This window comes from Heliorestis acidaminivorans, from assembly GCF_008933955.1.
GTDB lineage: Bacteria > Bacillota > Desulfitobacteriia > Heliobacteriales > Heliobacteriaceae > Heliorestis > Heliorestis acidaminivorans.
The window spans coordinates 366,821-385,919 of record NZ_WBXO01000001.1; the positions used below are offsets into that span (position 1 = coordinate 366,821).

The window sequence follows — 19,099 nt, forward strand, 5'->3', positions numbered from 1 at the left end:
GTAGCACAGGCCCGCGGAAAGGAACAAGCAGAGTAAAAAAAGAACTGCTCACAGAACTGTGAGCAGTTGGTCAGGCTTCCTATTAGGTTTACCCATTCTATTAGGTTATACAAAAATATTAGTCATCACCTTATCGTGGTTCGATAATAAATTTGATCGCTGTTCTTTCTTCCCCTTCAATAGCAATCTCTACAAAAGCCGGTATTGTCACGAGATTGATGCCGTTAGGAGCTACAAAACCACGGGCTATAGCAATAGCTTTAATAGCCTGATTTACAGCGCCTGCTCCTACAGCTTGAATCTCAGCACGGCCTTTTTCGCGAAGAATAGCGGCTAATGCGCCTGCTACTGATTTGGGATTAGATTGTGCAGATACTTTTAAGCCTTCCACCAATAATTCCCTCCTTATTACCTCATTCATGTATATAGCTAGAACTACAACTACGACAACATTATATTCGCCAATTGGCTATAAATTCCTCTTGTGTAAGAAAGAATAATTTTTCGCCATTTTTTTGAATATGCCAGTCGCCATGAAAAGGTAGGTAGTTGGGTAGATTTAGACTTCTTTCTTCTTTTTGGTGGGTAGAAGACGTTATAATAATGTCGCTAAGGCTATTACAATGTCGAAGTAGCCAGCTGCCTTGTCCCTTGACTAATGAAAGATCTTTTTGGGGGACAGAAAGAGTAAGTTGAGAAAGTCCCGGCTCTTTAGAGGACAATGCAATTGTTAGTAAAGAAGCTACATAGTGAAAAGCTAAAGAACGCTTCACCCATTCTCCAAGAGCAGGAGCATAAGGACCAGCTAGATAACTATTACGGCATAGCTCCCCTGGCATAAGACCCCACCTATATACAGGTATCTTGTGCCGAGCACAAAGTAAAGCCATTTTCGTTAACAAACGTAAGTTTCTTCCCCAGCTCCAAGGCTGATAAGCTCCAGTCCGCCATTTTTTCTCTAGCAAACTGTTCTTAAGAACAAGAGTTGGATGAATACGTAAAAAGTCCGGCTTAAGATGTAAAGACTCTTCTAGGGAAAGCAGTGCACTTGCTTCATCTTCACCAGGTAAAGCTGTCATTAGATGAAGACCTGTTGTTATTCCTTCTTGTTTCAAAAGCTTTATGGCTCGCACAGTAGCTTGCGGCTTGTGAAAACGATAAATATTTTGCAATACCTTTGGATTCATAGTTTGCGCTCCGATTTCTACAATGGCTACACCATAAGTGGAGAGCCGTCGTACCGTAGAAAGATCTACATAATCAGGGCGTGTAGAAATACGCAAGTGATGAACTAATCTTTTTTCTATCCATGAAGATGCGTAGTCTAGAAGTTTTGCTTGAGTAGCTTCTGGCAAAGCTGTAAAAGTACCACCATAGAAAGCTATCTCTACAGTTTGATCTGCTTTTTGTCGTTGATTAGAGCTAGCTAAGTAAGCTTGAACAGTTTGATCGATAGTTTCTTTTCTTGGCAAGCCCCTAGTGCCTGTTAAATCTTCTTGATTACAATAGATACAATGATTAGGACAGCCGATTTGCGGTAAAAAAATTGGAATAATCATGACAAGGTTTTTTCATTGCCTTTAATCTCTTCTAAAGCCTGACCCGCTGCTTTCTGTTCTGCTTCTTTCTTAGTCTTGCCTTGCCCGGAGGCAAGCAAATTTCCGTTTAGATAGACACCAGCTTTAAAAAGTTTGTTATGATCAGGCCCTGATTCTTCTAGTATTCGATAGGCAATTTGGGCTTGACCATTTTTCTGAATAATTTCTTGTAAAGTTGTCTTGTGATCTAGTCCACTTTTTTCAGGTAGCTTTTCTAACTTGTCTCCAAAAAGCGTCAGCACCAAGTTACGAGCAGCATCTATACCGCTTGCCAAATAAGAAGCGCCTATCAATGCTTCTAAAGCATCAGCTAAGCTAGAAGTGCGATCGCGACCACCACTGCCTTCTTCACCTTTGCCAAGCTTTAACCAATTTCCTAAGCCAATTCTACGAGCCGCTGAGGCAAGATTAGCCTCACAGACAATAACAGCTCTATATCGAGATAGTTCTCCTTCTGACCAATGAGGGTATTGTTTGTAAAGCTCTTCTGCCACAACTAAACCAAGTACAGCGTCACCTAAAAACTCTAAGCGTTGATTGTGCTCTTGAGGCAGGCGGCTGTTTTCATAGACATAAGAAGGGTGCGTAAGAGCTATTTCGAGAAGTTTTCTTTGTGCTTTATCGACACCTGCGATAGTTGCCAAGTCGGCAGGCCAACTTGCATTACTTTTTTTACCTCGATGGTTCAATAAAATCACCTCGAAAAAAAAACCCCTTAACCCGTATGGGTTCGGGGTCTTCTTAATTGACTAGTCTCTGTATTTGCGAGCAACTAGTGTAGCATTATGGCCTCCAAAACCGAAAGTATTGGAGATTGCTATGTCTACTGTTAATTTGCGTGCTTCATTGGGCACATAGTCTAGGTCGCAACCTTCACCAGGTTCCTCTAAGTTAATCGTAGGTGGCACTATATTATTGTCAATAGCTAAAGCCGCAACCATTAACTCGATGGCACCAGCAGCTCCTAATAAATGCCCTGTCATCGATTTGGTTGAACTAATAGCGATCTCTTTGGCTTTATCGCCAAAAATGGTCTTAATGGCCATAGTTTCAAAGTAATCGTTCTTTTCTGTTCCTGTACCATGAGCATTGATGTAGCTTACTTCTTCTGGTTTAACGGCCCCATCTTTGAGGGCTTTTGCCATAGCTCTAGCGGCACCTTCACCATTTGGAGCAGGATCGGTAATATGGTGGGCATCACTAGTACATCCGTAACCAACTACTTCTGCATAGATATGAGCACCTCGAGCTAAAGCATGCTCTAATTCTTCAAAGAGCAAGATGCCTGCGCCTTCACCCATGACAAAACCACTACGACTTTTGTCAAAAGGACGACTAGCTCTCTTAGGATCGTCGTTATGAGTCGACATAGCTTTCATGGCACAAAAACCAGCAAAGGCCAGAGGCTCAATTGAAGCTTCCGTACCACCTGTCAAAATCATATCGCATTCACCCCGTTGTACAAGGCGAAAAGCACTACCACAAGCGTTAGTAGCAGAAGCACAAGCAGTAACTACAGTCTCGCTAGGACCTTTTAAACCTAATTGCATGGAGATATGACCAGCAGCCATATTAGAAATCATCATAGGTACAAAGAATGGACTAACTCTACCAGGACCTTTTTCAAAAAGTACTCTGGCTTGGTCTTCGAAAGTCTCCATACCACCAATACCACAACCAAGGATAACGCCAACGCGCTCCAAATCTATTTTTTCTTGTTCAATCTTACCATCTTCTAAAGCCATTTTGGAAGCGGCCACAGCAAACTGTGCAAAGCGGTCCATCCGTCGTGCTTCTTTACGTTCGAGATAGCGGGTCGGTTCAAAGTCTTTGACTTCAGCGGCAACCTGAGTCGGCAGGGCGCTAGCGTCAAAACGGGTAACAGGACCAGTTCCAGACTCGCCTGCAATAAGGGAGTTCCAAAAAGAGTCTTTGCCAATTCCAACAGGTGAAACTACACCTAGACCCGTTATGACTACACGTTTATTCATCTTCTGTCTACACACTCCTTAGGAATAGTCTTCCACTTCTTGCAATAGTCTGCGGAAGATCTCTTTTACAGGTAAGACTTCCTTAATCTTTTCCACGTCCTCGCCTGAGAAAACTAAACCGAATTCTAAATCGCCTTGTTGAGCCCGGTTGAGAGCATCTAAAATACAAAAGCGCCTTGAGCAATGTTTTAAGCACCCGATACAGTTTTCTGGGGCGAGATCGGTACCGTCTTCAAGCTTCTGCCAAAAAGAGTTTTTGAGACCTCTACCGGGTAAGCCGACGGGGCTATCAATGAGTATTACATCATCATGTTTTGATTGAAGGTAGAGTTCTTTGAAAGCTTCGGCCGCACTAGACTCATCACTTGCTACAAAACGTGTACCCATCTGTACGCCTTGAACACCCATTTGGAAAGCTTCTACAATATCTTTACCATCAATAATACCACCGGCCGCAATAACAGGTATTTTTACGGCTGATACTACTTCAGGAACAATTTTTTTCATAGATTCATCAGTGCCTAAATGACCGCCAGCTTCTTTGCCTTCTACTACGACAGCGGCAGCACCCATCTTTTCGGCGAGCTTAGCTAATCTTGCCGAAGAAACAATAGGGACGATAGGTGTATTCGAATCCTTCCCCCACTGAAAGATATCTCTAGAGAATCCTGCACCAGCTACAATAAGATCGATACCTTCTTCAATTGCTGTTTTGCTTAGTTGAGCAAATACTTTTGCTGCAAACATACAGTTAATACCGATAATCCCGTCGCTTAACTCCCTGGCTTTACGAATCTCTTGACGTAATTCTTCATCTGTTAGACCTGTTGCCGCTATTAGACCTATGCCACCTTCATTTGCTACAGCAGCCGCAAGAGGAGCCATAGATATCTTTACAGCCATTCCACCTTGAATGATTGGTACTCTAGCTGTAAGGTGACCAATTTTCAGTTCTGGTAGATTCACCCGTTACTCCCCCAATGGTTGTCCAAGAAAAAAGCTAGGCTATTTGAGCATACGATGGTACCTCTTTATAGGAAGGAAGCCCCGTAATGCTTACGGGACTTCCGAATTAGGCTTTCATCATTTTCTTGGTACAAATTATTGATTTTCTTTAATGTATTCTACAGCCTGACCGATGGTTTTGATCTTTTCGGCGTCTTCATCGGGGATCTCAATATCGAACTCCTCTTCTAGCGCCATGACCAATTCAACAACATCCAAAGAGTCGGCGTTAAGATCTTCGAAAGAGGTCTCCATGTTGACGTCTTCCTCGTCTACTCCCAACTGTTCCACAACGATAGCTTTAACTTTTTCGAAAATATTTGCTGACACCTAATTCACCTCCTTCAGTTACTCATTTCATTATTAGTTCATGACTAGGCCATGACCATACCACCATCAACATTAATCGTCTGACCTGTAATATAAGCAGACTGCTCTGAAGCGAGAAAAACAACAACATTAGCTACATCTTCAGGTTGACCAAAACGAGATAAAGGGATTGCTTGAATCATATTATTGCGTAACTCTTCAGGCAGTTTATCTGTCATATCTGTCACTATGAAGCCTGGTGCAACTGCATTTACAGTTATGTTCCTAGAAGCTAACTCTCTGGCTAATGATTTGGTAAAGCCTATAACACCAGCTTTGGCAGCAGCATAGTTTGACTGTCCTGCATTACCAATCTGTCCTATAACAGAAGTGAGATTAACAATACGCCCTTGACGCTGTTTCATCATCACTTTGGCAATTGCTTTTGAACAAAGGTATACGCCTTTGAGGTTTGTATTCATGACAGCGTCCCAATCATTTTCTTTAAGACGCATTAAGAGATTATCCCTCGTAATGCCGGCGTTATTCACGAGTACATCAATTCTACCAAAACGGTTTAAGAGTTCTTGTAGAAGCGCTTCTACCTCTTCTTGCTTAGAAACGTCAGCTTTGATAGCTATGGCCTGACCACCCTTAGCTTCAATCTGCTCTACAACTTCCCTAGCCTTTTCCTCATTACCCATGTAGTTAACGACTACAGCATAACCTTCTTCAGCAAAACGGAGAGCTACAGCCCGTCCAATACCCCGAGAAGCACCTGTAACCAGAACTACCCGCTGGTCTACACCCATTTTATCCACTCTCCCCAGAAGATGCAACAATCTTTTCTAGTGAACTTACATCACTTATAGAAATAACTTTGGAACCTTTTATTATTTTTTTTGCTAATCCTGATAAAACTTTCCCTGGCCCGATTTCATAAAAATCTGTGACACCTTCTTGGGCCAAGAAGTTCATAGATTGCTCCCATCTTACAGAATGGTCTACCTGCTTAATGAGATTATTACGGATTTCATCAGCTTTGTAGGAAGCTGTACCTGTTACGTTAGCAACAATAGGTATAGCAGGATCTTTAAGTTCTGCTTTTCTTAGCACTTCGGCCATCTCTCGAGCGGCTTTCTCCATCAAAGAGCAATGGAAGGGGGCACTTACATTTAGCATAACTACTTTCTTAGCCCCTTTGGCCTTAGCATGCTCAGCCGCTTTTTCAACTGCCTTCACTTCACCTGCAATGACTACTTGCCCTGCACCATTGTAATTAGCTGGCTCTACTATACCTAGTTCTAAGGCTTCCTGACAAGCTTCTTCTACTAAAGAACCTTCTAGCCCAAGAATAGCCGCCATCGTTCCTTGGCCTGCAGGAACAGCTGATTGCATAAAAGTACCACGCTGGCGAACTAATTGTACAGCTTCAGCTAGCTTCAGTGAACCTGCTGCCACAAGGGCAGAGTATTCACCAAGGCTATGTCCAGCTACCCAGTGAGGCTGTAAGCCTCTTTGGGAGACAATTTTGTAAAGGGCTATAGAAGTAACTAACAAGGCTGGTTGTGTATTTATAGTCAGTCTTAACTCTTCCTCAGGTCCTTCGAAACAAAGTCGACTTAAAGAAAAACCTAGAGCTTCATCAGCTTCATCATAAATCTTCTTGGCTTCTGGAAACTGTTCGTAAAGATCAGCACCCATTCCTACGAATTGAGAGCCTTGACCTGGAAAAAGAAAGGCAATTTTCTCCATGATGCCTCCTAAGCTTTCATCTCTGCTATTGCAGACATGTTGGAGAAAACAACTTTAGCTTCCTCCATTATTTCTTGAATGATTTCGGAAGATTTTTGTTCCTTACATATCATACCAGCTACTTGGCCAGCCATGACGGAACCATAGTCCACATCACCTTCAATCATGGCCATCCGTAGCTTGCCAACACCTAACTTTTCAAACTCTTCAGCTGATGCCGCTTTTCTTTCCATATCTTCAAACTGTCTCGTCAATTTGTTCTTAATAACTCGAACAGGATGGCCCGTTGGGCGACCAGTGACGACGGTGTCACGATCTTTTGCTTTTAACACCATCTTTTTGGCCTTGCTATGAATAATACATTCTTCAGCACACATAAAGCGAGTCCCAATCTGAACACCTGCAGCACCTAAAGCGATAGCCGCGGCAAACTGGCGACCATCAGCGATGCCTCCAGCGGCAATAACGGGAATCTTTACAGCGTCAACAACTTGAGGAACTAAGGCCATTGTTGTCATTTCTCCAACGTGACCACCCGATTCCATACCTTCAGCAATAACAGCATCTACACCTGATTTTTCAAGCCGCTGTGCTAGAGCCACAGCAGATACAACAGGAATCACTTTGGTACCAATCTCTTTTAATCGAGGGATATATTTGCCAGGATTACCAGCACCAGTCGTGATTACCTTAACTTTGTGTTCGATAATCACATCCATCACATCATCTACATGAGGCGACATTAACATCACGTTAACACCAAAAGGCTTGTTCGTTTTTGCTTTAATTTTACGAATTTCTGTATCAATCCACTCAGCTGGCGCTTGACCGGCGCCAAGTATACCTAAGCCACCAGCTTCAGATACTGATGCCGCCAGTTCCGCCGTGGCCACCCAGGCCATCCCACCCTGTAAGATCGGATATTCAATTCCTAGAAGGTCACATAAAACGGTTCTCACGAGTCTCCTCCTTTGTAATTACGCAACTAACCAAAGTCTCATAAATAATTATTTTTGGGGCTTTGCCCAATGGACTGCTAAACTACCCCAAGTAAGGCCAGCACCAAAACCAACAAGCATGAGACGATCGCCTTCTCTAATTCGACCAGCTCTTACAGCTTCATCAAGGGCGACTGGAATCGATGCTGCTGACATATTGCCATAGCGGTTTAAGTTAACTTCTACTCTTTCCATGGGGATCTTTAGTTTCTTGACTGATGAGTCGATGATGCGTTGATTAGCCTGATGGGGTATGAAAAAGTCAATATCTTCACGCTTCCATCCAGCCCTATCTAAAGCTTCTAAAGCTGCATCGCCCATCACTTTTACTGCAAACTTATACACTTCCGAACCATTCATACGTACAAAGTGTTCTCTTTTCTCTAACGTAGACAGCGAATGAGGCAAGCGAGTTCCTCCTGCTGGCACAAGCAAGGAAGGACCGCCGGAACCATCGGCTCCTAGATAAATAGAACGGATTCCTTTGCCATTTTCAACAGGACCTAAGACAGCCGCACCTGCTCCATCTCCAAAAAGAACACAAGTGTTACGATCTTGAAAATCGATAATTCTTGACATGACTTCGGCACCTATGACAAGAACTTTGTTATAAAAACCTGTGGCAATAAACTGAGCTCCTATCGCACAGCCATAGATAAAGCTAGTGCATGCTGTCTCTACATCAAAAGCAGCCGCTTTCTTTGCGCCTAACCGTTCAGCTACCAGACAAGCTGTAGCTGGTAAGTACATATCAAAAGCACAGCTACCTACAATAACAAGGTCTATCTCTTCAGCAGAGAGGCCAGCATGTTCTAGTGCTTTTTCACCTGCTTTAAAGGCCAGATCACTTGTTGCTTCATGATCTGCCGCTATTCGTCGCTCATGAATGCCTGTTCTTGTCCGTATCCATTCATCAGAGGTGTCAACTATTGATTCAAGCTCTTTGTTAGTCATGATTCTCTCAGGTAGATAGGATCCAGTGCCCCAAAAACCTACAGAACGCAGCTCAGTCATCATTCCGGACACTATCCTTTCCAGGAATATTTTCTTGGATAGCTTTAATAATTTTTTGTTCTACACTTTGATGGGCTACTTGAAGTGCATTCTTAATGGCCTTTGCTTTCGATGAGCCATGGCAAATAATTGATACACCATTAACACCGAGAAGAGGAGCTCCGCCATATTCGGCATAATCTAGCCGCTTGGCCATACCTCTTAAAGCGGGAGTAGCCATAAAGGCTCCAACTTGAGCGAGGCGACTATTTTTCAACTCTTCTTTTACCATGCTGTACAGAGCACTTACTAGACCTTCTCCAAATTTGAGAACTATATTGCCTACAAAGCCATCACAAACGATAACGTCAACAGAGTCATTGAAAAAATCACGCCCTTCAACATTACCAATAAAATTAATAGGGCTTTCTTGCAGTAGTCCATAAGCACCTAAGACTAGTTCATTTCCTTTTGTAGACTCTTCTCCTATGTTCATTAAGCCTACACGAGGATTTTTGATCCCTAAGACACGCTCCATATAGATACTGCCCATTAAAGCAAACTGTAGTAAATTTTTAGGTTTTGCTTCAGAGTTCGCTCCTACATCGAGCAATAATTTGCCACCATAAGGTGTTGGTATGATAGTTGCAATAGCTGGTCTATCAATGCCTGAAATACGACCGAGTCCGAGCAGTGAAGAAGCCATCTGTGCTCCTGTTGATCCTGCTGATACAAGAGCATCTGCTTTTCCCTCTTTGACCAACCGGGTGGCAACTACAATAGAAGCGTCTTTTTTTCTTCTTAAGGCCGTAGCAGGAGATTCATCCATAGTAATAACTTCTGAGGCAGCGATAATCTCTAAGCGAGACCGAACTTTTGACGAAGTTTCGGCCAGTAATGGTTCCAGCATTTCTTTTTGGCCTACTAACAAAATGGTCAAATCGCTTTCTTCGACCGCCTGAATAGCACCATTGATAATCTCTATAGGCCCATGATCGCCACCCATGGCGTCCAAGGCAATGCGCAAGTAGGTCTCCTCCTTATGAGTCTGTAATCTCTTCACGGGCGACAATATAAAATCTACCTGAGAGTACAATTTCGTCTTCCACTCGGCTTATGACCCGAATGATGTGACGAGCACCTACTACTTTCATAACAAAAGCTTCTGCCCGAACTATCTCTCCAAGTGCAACAGGTCGCCTATAGCGTACTCTCGCAATTCCGGTAAGAGCAATTGGTGCATCTACAATCGCTACAGCTAATGAATTAGCTTGGGCAAAGAGATGATGCCCTCTTGCAATAGCTGTTTTACGCAAAACCATATTTTCCGTAATTTCTAAGCGGGAAGCGCCACTCTTACTTAAAGTAAGTTCTGTTATCTCACCTATGATTTCAGCATCACTTAGTGAACGAACTTCTTGTAGCCTTTCCGTTGCAACTCGTCTCGTACGCTCACGCAAATCAGGTATTCCAATCTCCAAACGATCAAGCCTTACTGTCTGAATGCTTACACCAAGTCTTCGAGCTAGCTCTCCATCTGTTTGAAGCGGATTATCATTTAATAATTTCTCTAAGTTTGCATGACGCAAGCCTTTTCTTTTTCGCGCCACTATCTCCACACCTCCACTCTTTTGAGCGCATGAAGATAATATTAGTAGCTGGTAATAAATTTAGTATATCTTTATCGCCCTGATAAAGCAAGAAAAAAAGAGGTATAGAGAAAAGTTTTTCCTTTACTTTCCTTTTTTCCCAAAAAGAAAAAGGCCTATACAAATATACAGGCCTTTCGGATACTTTTTTATAAAATTCACTTGATCGGTGAACTATTCTGCCTTCTTTTCTTCCCTTTCACGGTAAAAACCGCAACTAGAGCAGACATGGTGAGGCATTTTCGGCTCTTGACATTGAGGACAAGCATTAAACTTTACAAGCTTTAGTTTCTCATTCACGGCACGACGATTGCGATTCCGTGACTTTGAGCGTTTGTGCTGAGGTACACCCATCTCCTACACCTCCTTTATGCTTTTACGATGGTTCTTTCTGTTTGAGTAAAGCCAGGAGGGGAGCCAGGCGTGGATCTCCTTGTTCAACCTGACAAGTACAGGACTGTTCATTTAGATAAGTTCCACATTGTGGACATAATCCCTGACAGTCTTCCTGACAGAGAACCTTCATTGGTAGAGCTAGCAAAAGAGCATCCTGACTAAGTTCCGTCAAATCCAATTCACCTTGATTCAATAAAGGATAAGTTGGTATTTCAGGTTCTTCCTTTAGCTCTTCCTCTTCTGCTGTTTTCTCTAAAGAATTGGATATAAACATACCATCTAGAGGAACTTCCATAGGTAATTCTACCGTTTGCAAGCAGCGATGACAAGCTGTTTGCACAAGAGCTTTTAAAAGACCTTGAAAACGATAGCCTTCTTCCACCCGGGCCACTGTTCCTTCTACATCGACAGGTCCCAGTAAGCGAAAGTCTTTTCCTAAATCCAAGGCTTCCTGCCACTGACCTGACCACTGCTGTGGTCGCCAAGTCTCTCGAGCTTTGAGCAGTATTGATCCTTCGACTTTCACAAGCTCACCTCATTATAAACGGACCAGCCATTATTATACAAAGCTCCTCTGGCTCTGTCAATGATTCATTATCTTGTCTTACGATGTTTTTACAAGTCGAAAAGTGTCGCGAGCTATCATTAACTCTTCGTTCGTAGGAATGACGAGAATCTTGCATCGACTTCCTTGTTTTGAAATTTCTTTTTCACCGCGTCTATTGTTTTTCTCATGATCTAGTTCCGCACCAAGGTAACCTAGATCTTCGGTGATAGCTTGACGAATTGTAGGTGAGTTTTCACCTAGGCCAGCTGTAAAGATAATCCCATCCACACCATTCATAACTGCACTATAAGCACCAATATACTTTTTAACACGGTAGGCAAATATATCTAAAGCTAGTTGACAGCGATGCTCGCCATTCTTAGCTGCTTCTTCTAAATCACGAAAATCACTTGAGAGGCCTGAAATACCAAGAACACCACATTTTTTGTTAAGAAAACTATTCATTTCTTCTATATTCATATTTTCCTTTTCCATGAGGAAGAGCAAACTAGCGGGATCAATATCTCCTACTCTTGTTCCCATAACAAGACCTTCTAAAGGTGTAAAACCCATTGAAGTGTCTACTGATTTTCCACCATTTACGGCGGCAATGGAAGCACCATTACCTAAGTGACAAGTGATCAGTTTTAGAGCTGATATATCTTTTTGCAAAAATTCCGCCGCTTTTTGGGCTACATATTTGTGTGATGTACCATGAAAACCATAACGTCGCAAGGAGTATTTCTTGGATATTTCATAAGGCAAGGCATAGATATATGCTTTTTCTGGTATAGATTGGTGAAAGGCTGTATCAAAAACAGCCACTTGTGTTACCTTAGGCAACATTCTAGCACATGCTTCTATGCCCATTAATGCTGGTGGATTATGCAAAGGCGCTACATCAAAAAGCATGGCTATTTTATTTGAAACTTCATCACTAATGACAGTAGAGTCTGCAAAACGATCACCACCGTGGGCAACGCGGTGACCAATAGCATCTATTTCATTCATTTCTTTTATAACGCCTTGTTGCTGATGAGTTAATGCTTTTACGGTCAGTTCAATGGCTTGATTGTGATTCTCTATATCTTCTTTTACAACTAGCGCTTCTTTATTGAGAGGTTGATGAGTTAGCGATGAACCTGAGATTCCGATGCGATCAACCAACCCTTTTGCTAATAACTGTTCTTCTTTCATGTCAAAGATCTGATATTTTAACGAGGAACTGCCAGAGTTGATTACTAAGACGATCATTCTTGAACCTCCTACCCATTTTCATTGCTTTCTACCTTAATATACCCTAAAACGAGTGATTGATCTCACTTGTAAAGATTTTTCTAGTTTCTTGAAGACTGAGTCTAAGAACGAAAAGCTGGAGGTTCCTTCATGCAGAAAAGAATTCTCTTTTTTTTCGTCCTTTTTATTTTTTTCTTAGCTCCCCTGATGGTCTATTACCCTCAAGAATCTCTAGCAGGAGCTAAAGATGGTCTCCACCTATGGCTCACCGTTGCTTTACCTGCTCTCTTTCCTTTCATGGTAGTTGCTGAGTTAATTATTCGACTAGGATTGCCGCCACTGTTAGGACTTTTATTTGAGCCTATGATGAGACCTCTCTTTCGCTTGCCTGGTCCAGCAGGTGTTGTCGTAGCTGTGGGTTTTACAACAGGCTTTCCCATTGGTGCTATCATGACTACCAGATTTATTCAAGAAGGATTGCTTACTAGGCAAGAAGGAGAACGTCTGGCTCTTTTTACTAATAATGCTAGTCCCCTTTTTCTACTCGGTGTTGTAGGTACAGCTCTTTTTGGCCATCCAGAAATTGGCTTATTGATTGCCTGTTCGCATTATGGTGCTAACTTGATTTTAGGTATTCTTTTTGCTTTTTTGGATCGCAAAAGAACTGTCCTTACTGTTCCTGCAAAAGTTCCTTTCTCTTCTCGTATGAAAGCAGAGTGGAAGCGTTTTCTTCTAAACGACAGTCCACCTGGTGAAATTATCGGACAGTCTATTGTCAAAGCCATGAATAATGCTATAGCTATCGGTGGTTATCTAATCTTTTTCACCGTTGTTTTTCGCTTATTTTTGGCCAGTGGAGTGCTCAATCCTTTAATTTTGTTTATGGAAAAGTTTCTTATGTGGTTTCGCTTTGAACCTGCATTAGCGCAAGGGTTACTTGCTGGTCTTATGGAAATGACTTTAGGTAGCCAACAGATTGTCGCAACATCAGCACCTCTTATTGATAAAGTTCTTCTTATTTCTTTTATTCTTGCTTGGAGTGGTTTGTCTATACAAGCGCAAGTGGCCACTTTTCTGCTTCAAAGCGGTGTTCCTGTTCATAGATATATTACTGCTCGATTAATGCAGGGCTTCCTTGCTCTTGCTATCTCCTATCTACTCTTTCATCTCTGGCCTCTCCCTCTAGCTACAGTAGAGGTCAATCCCAGCTTATCGAGTAATTTGTGGTCTTTCTGGCCTGGTATTATCGGACTTTTTTATACTTTTCTTGGTTTCTTTCTGCTCTTTCTGGTTTTTGCCAGAAAAAGATTGCTCAAGTCTTTGTAATGGAGAAATCAAAAAATTAAAAAATAAAAAGGAACCTAAATTAGGCTCCCCTTATACTCTAATATTCTCTCTCTTGTTCACTGTTACTTTCTTCCCTGAGTTCGTTACGACCTTCTCGAACTGTTGTAGCCGCACGATTTAACAATTGCTCCATCTGTTGGAGCACATCATCAGCATATTGACAAGCGTTCATTTTTAATTCATCAGCTTCTCGTTTGGCATCAGCAATAATTTCTTCTGACTGTGTCTGAGCTAATCGATATACTTCACTTTCATTGGCTAGTTTGCTTACATAAGATTTAGTCTCATCAATCATTCGTTGACATTCATCTTCTGCTTCTTGAATCACTCTTTGTCTTTCTTTAGTTAACCACTTAGCTTGCCTTAATTCTTCCGGCAAGCTTGTCCTAATTCTGTCTAGATAATCAAGCAGTAACTGGTCGTCGATCAATACTTTTCCTGTCATTGGAATACGCGATGAAGAGTTAATTAAATTTTCCATCTCATCGATGATGCGCGTTACATTGAGCTTGCTCTCCATGCCTCGCATTCCGCTTCCTTCTAAAGGCAACCCCCGCTCCATGTTGTTCCCCTTTCTATCATAATGATAGTTTCCCCACTATATCTTATCGGTACTTGATCTTCAATTGTTCCCAAACAGCACTAGGTACGTAAGCTTGTACATCTCCACCAAAAGAAGCTACTTCTTTTACCATGGAACTACTCAAGAAGGCATAGTCGGTGTGAGAAGCTAGAAAAAACGTTTCTGCATGGCGATACAAGTTTTTATTCATCAAAGCCATTTGAAACTCATTTTCAAAATCTGATATTGCTCGTAATCCTCGAATAATGACCTGCGCTTTTTCGATTTTTACAAAGTCGACGAGCAAGCCTGAAAAGCTTTTAACCTTTATATTGCCAAGATGTACAGAGGCTTTTTCGATCATTTTCACACGCTCTTCCATGGTGAAAAGAGGGTTTTTGCCGGGATTTTTTACAACGGCTACAATTACAATATCAAAAACACTAGACGCTCGTGTAATTATATCCATATGTCCATTCGTAATAGGATCAAAACTCCCCGGATAGACGGCAATTCGCAACGATGATAGCCTCCTATTCCCTGACTTCTACAGCAAGACTTTCCGGCTTTTCTTCCCATTGATAATAATGAAGAACCGTATCGCCATAAGCATCTTCTCGCCTTTTTTCTAATCGTCCAACCTTATTCGGCACTTTCTCGTCACGATGACTTTCCAAGATAATTGTGCCTTTTTCTGTAAGTAAACCAGGTTTTTCATTAAGTGATTGGAGTAGCAAAGGTAATATTTCTCTATGGTAAGGTGGATCAGCAAAAATCAGATCGAACTTTTCTCCTTCTTGGAGCAGTCTCTTGCATACTTGAAAAACATCTTGTTGAAGAATCTTCCCTTTATTATGCATACCTAGATTCTCTATATTCTTTTGAATGACCTGGTAAGCTCGGCGATCTTTTTCAACCCATAAAACGCTTTGAGCTCCTCGACTCAAAGCTTCAAGCCCTAAAGAGCCTGTACCTGCAAAAAGGTCAAGACACTGAGCTGACTGCACACGGTGAGCTAATACATTAAACATTGCTTCTTTTACTCTATCTGCCGTAGGTCTAGTATTCAGCCCCTTTACAGCAAAGAGTCTACGACCACCGGCTTGACCGGCAATCACACGCATTTACATTCCTCCCAGGTCGACAGTAACCAAATTATAGCATATTCGCTTTCAATCGACAATTATTGACTTCCATGAATGACTATAACTGTGCAGTGGAACATTGAAGATGACGGGAAAAGTGAACAGGGAGGGCATTTTTTTGGAACGTTCGCATCTCTACAAGAATTTAGGCATCCAACTTGATATGGCTGTTGAAGCTCATGATGTGCTTCAACAAGAAAGGCAAAGTAACATCGCCGGTGTAGAAATGTACAAGAACAAGGTGGGCCATAGCGATATAACGACCGTAAAAATTACGTCGCCAGAAGGCGAAGAAGCTATGGGTAAGCCCATGGGTAACTATGTAACCATCGATGCACCGCATATGAAAGTTAATAACCGAGATATCCATCAGGAACTTTCTGGTTTGTTAGCACAGGAGCTAAGTAAACTTCTCCACTTAGGTCCTGATGATTCTGTCTTAGTGGTAGGTCTAGGCAACTGGCATGCTACGCCTGATGCCCTCGGTCCCAAAGTAGTTAATCACACCATGGTAACGCGTCATCTCCATAAATTTGCACCGGAAGAGTTACAGGGAGGACTGCGATCTGTAAGTGCTATTGCGCCTGGTGTTCTCGGCTTAACAGGAATTGAAACAGCAGAAATTATTAAAGGCGTTGTAGAAAAGATAAATCCCACTGTAATTATTGCTATTGATGCCCTAGCTACTCGTTCAGTAGAAAGAATGGCTACTAGTTTACAAATCGCCGATACAGGCATTACGCCTGGCTCAGGTGTTGGCAATCGTCGTGTCGGAATTAATAAAGAAACCATGGGCGTACCTGTTATAGCTATCGGTGTTCCCACCGTCGTCCACGCCGGTGTAATCGCTCACGAAGCCATCGAAATGTTACTTCAACAGTTTCATACCAGTCCTTCTCTCTACCGTCTCTACAAAGGCCTTAACCCTGATTCAATGCAACAAATTATTGAAGATGTGCTAGAGCCTTTTGGACGAGACTTAATTATGACTCCAAAAGAGATCGATATACTAATTGAAAATACTTCTCGTATCATTGCTACAGGTCTTGCCCAAGCTTTACATCCATCTATCTCAAGTAGTAGTGAAGGGCTACAATATTTGCAATAATCTTTTGAACCTAGATTTCTTAAGATTCCTTGTTCTTTTAAAAGTCACTCAAAAAAATCACTCAAAGCAAGTCAAGACCTTGAAAAGTATGGGCGATTTTTTTGCGTAAAGCCTTGCTTTCAGGATTATCTAATTGAGGATATTTTTCTAGGTAGGAGCGAGACGCGATCTGAGCTGTCTCCATAATTGCGCCATCTCTCGTTAGATCAGCTACTTTGAAGGCAGGAATTCCACTTTGTCTCGTTCCTAACATTTCACCAGGTCCCCGTAGTTTTAGATCTTCTTCAGCAAGTAAAAAGCCATCGTTGCTTTTCTCCATAGCCTTCATTCTCAGGCGCCCTTCTTCAGTTAAACGATCTGCTACGAGGATACAGTAAGACTCATGAGAGTTTCTTCCTACACGTCCGCGAATCTGGTGTAGCTGGGCCAAACCAAATCGTTCTGCATCTTCTATAATCATTACCGTTGCATTAGGTACATCAATACCTACTTCAATAACTGTTGTAGTCACTAAAATATCGATTTTGCCTTGACTAAAAGCTTCCATAACGGAAGCTTTTTCATCTTTTTTTAGTCTCCCATGCATAATAGCCACTTTCAGATCAGGAAAGATGTCTCGAGATAGTATCTCATATCTCTCTTCTACAGCTGCTAAGTCCATCGTTTCAGACTCTTCAATAGATGGACAAAGCACATAAGCTTGGAAACCAGCCTTTACTTCACGACGAATTAAGTTATATATACGAGGCCAAGTTTTACTGGATAGATGATATGTTTTAATACTTTGACGGCCCGGTGGTCTCTCATTGAGCACAGAAACATCTAGATCTCCATAGATGGTCATGGCTAGTGTTCTAGGGATGGGAGTAGCTGTCATAACGAGTAAGTCAGCACCTTTGCCTTTTTCCCATAAAGCAGACCTTTGTTTTACACCAAAGCGATGTTGCTCATCAATTATTACAAGAGCTAATTTTTTGAATCTTACATCTTTTTGTATTAGTGCATGGGTGCCAATAACTACAGAAATAGATCCTTCTAGCAGACCTTGTAAAACTTCTTCTCTCTTCCTGCGTCCTGAAGAACCGGAAAGATGAGCAACTGCTATGCCTATGGGGGCTAATAGCTTTTGCCAATTTATGGCGTGCTGTTCAGCTAAAACTTCTGTAGGTGCCATAAAAGCGGCTTGATAACCTGATGAGACTGCTTTTACAACGGCTGAAGCGGCAACTACTGTTTTCCCCGACCCTACATCACCTTGTAATAAACGATTCATTGGTCGTGGAGAAGCCATATCAGATGAAATTTCTTGGATTACTCTTTGTTGAGCTCCTGTTAGTTTAAAAGGCAAGAGACTCCAAAAGCGCCTAAGCTCTTCGTCACCCCGACCATGAACAAAACCTCGAGAAGTATCCTTTTTTTGTTGTCTTAGATAGTGTAAGGCACATTGCAAAAGAAAAACTTCATCAAAAACAAGTCCGCTTCGACCATTTTCCGCTTCTTCTAAACTATGAGGAAAGTGTAAAGCTTGTAAAGCTTTGTCTAAAGGAAGGTAATCTAGTTGCTGTCGAACCTCCCTAGGAACAATATCTTCAAGAATATGTCTATAGTTCTGGAAGACTTGTTCAAAAAGTTTTCTTAAGTATCGCTGATGAATTCCTTCTGTTGCAGGATAAACAGGAATTAATCGCCCTGTATGAAGTCCAGCTTCTTCTTGTAACTCTATTTCTTGAACTGTTAGCTCTGCTTTGCCATAGGCGTACTCAACTTTACCCGATACCATAACTGCTGACCCAGGGGGGTATTGCTTCATCATTTGCTTACGATTAAACCATAGGAGAGAAAGAATTCCCGTCCCATCGTCTAAACGTCCTCTAATCACAGTAAGGCCACGGCGAGGTTGCCATTCCTGGTAAGCTCGAATCACACCAGCTACAGTAACTTCTCCAGGACCATAAATTTGTGAGATTTTAACTATCTGACTACGATCAATATATCGAAAAGGGATATGAAAGAATAGATCCTCTATTGTTTCAATACCCATTTTCTTCATTTTTAGAGCCCGTTGCGGACCCACACCTTTTAAAAATTGAATAGCAGTCCCTGGACCTTTTTGTACACTTGAAGCTTTGGCTTGAGCCTCCTGCTGATTGGCTTCTTTTTTTTGAAAAAGCTCCGGCTTTTCTATCTCTACTTCTTTTAGGGCTTCTGCTAATTCTTCTACGATTTTTTTTCTTTCTGCTTTCGATAAGCTACGATAATTACTCATTTGCCTTTCCCATAAAGCAAGACGTGCTTTAAAAGGCCCTGATTCTTCTGATAGCTTTTGTAGTATTGAAGTTAACATAGTTTGCGCATAGCGGGAAAAACCACCAATAACAGCACCATCGGTATAACCCAGGTTACGTTCTGCATCAATCGAACGTCGGAGCTCTATCCATAAAGGTCGCCAACTCATCGCTC

21 protein-coding genes are annotated in these 19,099 nt (G+C 41.9%); 2 read left to right on the plus strand and 19 right to left on the minus strand.

The features are described 5' to 3' along the window. Positions 1–130: 130 nt before the first annotated feature. The 15 genes from F9B85_RS01780 to F9B85_RS01850 all read right to left on the minus strand — a co-directional run bounded on the left by F9B85_RS01780 (position 131) and on the right by F9B85_RS01850 (position 12,495). Positions 131–391, minus strand: a complete 261-nt coding sequence (locus F9B85_RS01780) for a stage V sporulation protein S (protein ID WP_151617886.1) — start codon at positions 389–391, stop codon at positions 131–133. A 61-nt stretch (positions 392–452) separates the two neighbouring features. After that, positions 453–1,559, minus strand: a complete 1,107-nt coding sequence (locus F9B85_RS01785) for a radical SAM protein (RefSeq protein ID WP_151617887.1) — start codon at positions 1,557–1,559, stop codon at positions 453–455. Further along, positions 1,556–2,296: a ribonuclease III gene (rnc, locus tag F9B85_RS01790; RefSeq protein ID WP_243138028.1), complete on the minus strand. Its 741-nt coding sequence runs from the start codon at positions 2,294–2,296 to the stop codon at positions 1,556–1,558. Before rnc ends, F9B85_RS01785 begins: the two co-directional genes overlap by 4 nt. Positions 2,297–2,347: 51 nt before the next feature. Continuing rightward, complete coding sequence (gene fabF, locus F9B85_RS01795) at positions 2,348–3,589, minus strand: beta-ketoacyl-ACP synthase II (RefSeq protein ID WP_151617888.1); 1,242 nt, start codon at positions 3,587–3,589, stop codon at positions 2,348–2,350. Positions 3,590–3,607: 18 nt separating this feature from the next. After that, positions 3,608–4,555 carry an NAD(P)H-dependent flavin oxidoreductase gene (locus F9B85_RS01800; RefSeq protein ID WP_151617890.1) on the minus strand — a complete coding sequence of 316 codons (948 nt, stop codon included), beginning with the start codon at positions 4,553–4,555 and terminating at the stop codon, positions 3,608–3,610. 135 nt (positions 4,556–4,690) lie between these two features. After that, positions 4,691–4,924 carry an acyl carrier protein gene (gene acpP, locus F9B85_RS01805; protein ID WP_151617892.1) on the minus strand — a complete coding sequence of 78 codons (234 nt, stop codon included), beginning with the start codon at positions 4,922–4,924 and terminating at the stop codon, positions 4,691–4,693. A 44-nt stretch (positions 4,925–4,968) separates the two neighbouring features. Continuing rightward, positions 4,969–5,715 carry a 3-oxoacyl-[acyl-carrier-protein] reductase gene (gene fabG / locus F9B85_RS01810; RefSeq protein ID WP_151617894.1) on the minus strand — a complete coding sequence of 249 codons (747 nt, stop codon included), beginning with the start codon at positions 5,713–5,715 and terminating at the stop codon, positions 4,969–4,971. Position 5,716: 1 nt separating this feature from the next. Further along, the gene (fabD, locus tag F9B85_RS01815) at positions 5,717–6,658 is read right to left on the minus strand and encodes an ACP S-malonyltransferase (protein WP_151617896.1); all 942 of its coding nucleotides are present in this window, start codon (positions 6,656–6,658) and stop codon (positions 5,717–5,719) included. A gap of 8 nt (positions 6,659–6,666) precedes the next feature. Next, positions 6,667–7,560: an enoyl-[acyl-carrier-protein] reductase FabK gene (gene fabK / locus F9B85_RS01820; protein WP_243138045.1), complete on the minus strand. Its 894-nt coding sequence runs from the start codon at positions 7,558–7,560 to the stop codon at positions 6,667–6,669. Between the two features lie 105 nt (positions 7,561–7,665). Continuing rightward, positions 7,666–8,673, minus strand: a complete 1,008-nt coding sequence (locus F9B85_RS01825) for a beta-ketoacyl-ACP synthase III (protein WP_423245043.1) — start codon at positions 8,671–8,673, stop codon at positions 7,666–7,668. After that, positions 8,663–9,676: a phosphate acyltransferase PlsX gene (plsX, locus tag F9B85_RS01830; protein WP_151617900.1), complete on the minus strand. Its 1,014-nt coding sequence runs from the start codon at positions 9,674–9,676 to the stop codon at positions 8,663–8,665. The genes F9B85_RS01825 and plsX overlap by 11 nt, the downstream gene beginning before the upstream one ends. A gap of 13 nt (positions 9,677–9,689) precedes the next feature. Continuing rightward, positions 9,690–10,259, minus strand: a complete 570-nt coding sequence (fapR, locus tag F9B85_RS01835; protein ID WP_243138029.1) for a transcription factor FapR — start codon at positions 10,257–10,259, stop codon at positions 9,690–9,692. A 213-nt stretch (positions 10,260–10,472) separates the two neighbouring features. Then, positions 10,473–10,652, minus strand: a complete 180-nt coding sequence (rpmF, locus tag F9B85_RS01840; protein WP_151617902.1) for a 50S ribosomal protein L32 — start codon at positions 10,650–10,652, stop codon at positions 10,473–10,475. 22 nt (positions 10,653–10,674) lie between these two features. Continuing rightward, positions 10,675–11,220, minus strand: a complete 546-nt coding sequence (locus F9B85_RS01845) for a YceD family protein (RefSeq protein WP_151617904.1) — start codon at positions 11,218–11,220, stop codon at positions 10,675–10,677. A gap of 78 nt (positions 11,221–11,298) precedes the next feature. Further along, entirely contained in the window at positions 11,299–12,495 is a 1,197-nt protein-coding gene (locus F9B85_RS01850; protein WP_151617906.1) for an acetate/propionate family kinase, read from the minus strand. A 132-nt stretch (positions 12,496–12,627) separates the two neighbouring features. On the opposite strand from F9B85_RS01850, the gene F9B85_RS01855 reads away from it, so the two are divergent. After that, positions 12,628–13,803, plus strand: coding sequence for a nucleoside recognition domain-containing protein (locus F9B85_RS01855; RefSeq protein ID WP_151617908.1), 1,176 nt, complete (start codon positions 12,628–12,630; stop codon positions 13,801–13,803). Positions 13,804–13,861: 58 nt separating this feature from the next. On the opposite strand, the gene F9B85_RS01860 is transcribed toward F9B85_RS01855, so the two are convergent. The 3 genes from F9B85_RS01860 to rsmD are packed head-to-tail and all read right to left on the minus strand — an operon-like array spanning position 13,862 to position 15,510. Then, positions 13,862–14,386: an ATPase gene (locus F9B85_RS01860; RefSeq protein ID WP_151617910.1), complete on the minus strand. Its 525-nt coding sequence runs from the start codon at positions 14,384–14,386 to the stop codon at positions 13,862–13,864. Between the two features lie 43 nt (positions 14,387–14,429). Next, positions 14,430–14,906 (minus strand): pantetheine-phosphate adenylyltransferase, encoded by a 477-nt coding sequence (coaD, locus tag F9B85_RS01865; protein ID WP_151617912.1) that lies wholly within the window; start codon positions 14,904–14,906, stop codon positions 14,430–14,432. Between the two features lie 13 nt (positions 14,907–14,919). After that, positions 14,920–15,510, minus strand: coding sequence for a 16S rRNA (guanine(966)-N(2))-methyltransferase RsmD (gene rsmD / locus F9B85_RS01870; RefSeq protein WP_151617914.1), 591 nt, complete (start codon positions 15,508–15,510; stop codon positions 14,920–14,922). Positions 15,511–15,649: 139 nt separating this feature from the next. Between rsmD and gpr the strand changes: the two genes are divergently transcribed. Further along, complete coding sequence (gpr, locus tag F9B85_RS01875) at positions 15,650–16,639, plus strand: GPR endopeptidase (protein WP_151617916.1); 990 nt, start codon at positions 15,650–15,652, stop codon at positions 16,637–16,639. A gap of 61 nt (positions 16,640–16,700) precedes the next feature. On the opposite strand, the gene recG is transcribed toward gpr, so the two are convergent. Then, positions 16,701–19,094, minus strand: coding sequence for an ATP-dependent DNA helicase RecG (gene recG, locus F9B85_RS01880; protein ID WP_151617918.1), 2,394 nt, complete (start codon positions 19,092–19,094; stop codon positions 16,701–16,703). Positions 19,095–19,099 lie beyond the last annotated feature (5 nt).

Bases quoted from the DNA above. Each gene is read 5' to 3' on its own strand.
- F9B85_RS01785 (WP_151617887.1), bottom strand. From the start codon at position 1,559: ATGATTATTCCAATTTTTTTACCGCAAATCGGCTGTCCTAATCATTGT.
- fabF (WP_151617888.1), bottom strand. From the start codon at position 3,589: ATGAATAAACGTGTAGTCATAACGGGTCTAGGTGTAGTTTCACCTGTT.
- fabG (WP_151617894.1), bottom strand. From the start codon at position 5,715: ATGGGTGTAGACCAGCGGGTAGTTCTGGTTACAGGTGCTTCTCGGGGT.
- fabD (WP_151617896.1), bottom strand. From the start codon at position 6,658: ATGGAGAAAATTGCCTTTCTTTTTCCAGGTCAAGGCTCTCAATTCGTA.
- fabK (WP_243138045.1), bottom strand. From the start codon at position 7,560: ATGGCCTGGGTGGCCACGGCGGAACTGGCGGCATCAGTATCTGAAGCT.
- F9B85_RS01825 (WP_423245043.1), bottom strand. From the start codon at position 8,673: ATGATGACTGAGCTGCGTTCTGTAGGTTTTTGGGGCACTGGATCCTAT.
- rpmF (WP_151617902.1), bottom strand. From the start codon at position 10,652: ATGGGTGTACCTCAGCACAAACGCTCAAAGTCACGGAATCGCAATCGT.
- F9B85_RS01850 (WP_151617906.1), bottom strand. From the start codon at position 12,495: ATGATCGTCTTAGTAATCAACTCTGGCAGTTCCTCGTTAAAATATCAG.
- F9B85_RS01855 (WP_151617908.1), top strand. From the start codon at position 12,628: ATGCAGAAAAGAATTCTCTTTTTTTTCGTCCTTTTTATTTTTTTCTTA.
- F9B85_RS01860 (WP_151617910.1), bottom strand. From the start codon at position 14,386: ATGGAGCGGGGGTTGCCTTTAGAAGGAAGCGGAATGCGAGGCATGGAG.
- rsmD (WP_151617914.1), bottom strand. From the start codon at position 15,510: ATGCGTGTGATTGCCGGTCAAGCCGGTGGTCGTAGACTCTTTGCTGTA.
- recG (WP_151617918.1), bottom strand. From the start codon at position 19,094: ATGAGTTGGCGACCTTTATGGATAGAGCTCCGACGTTCGATTGATGCA.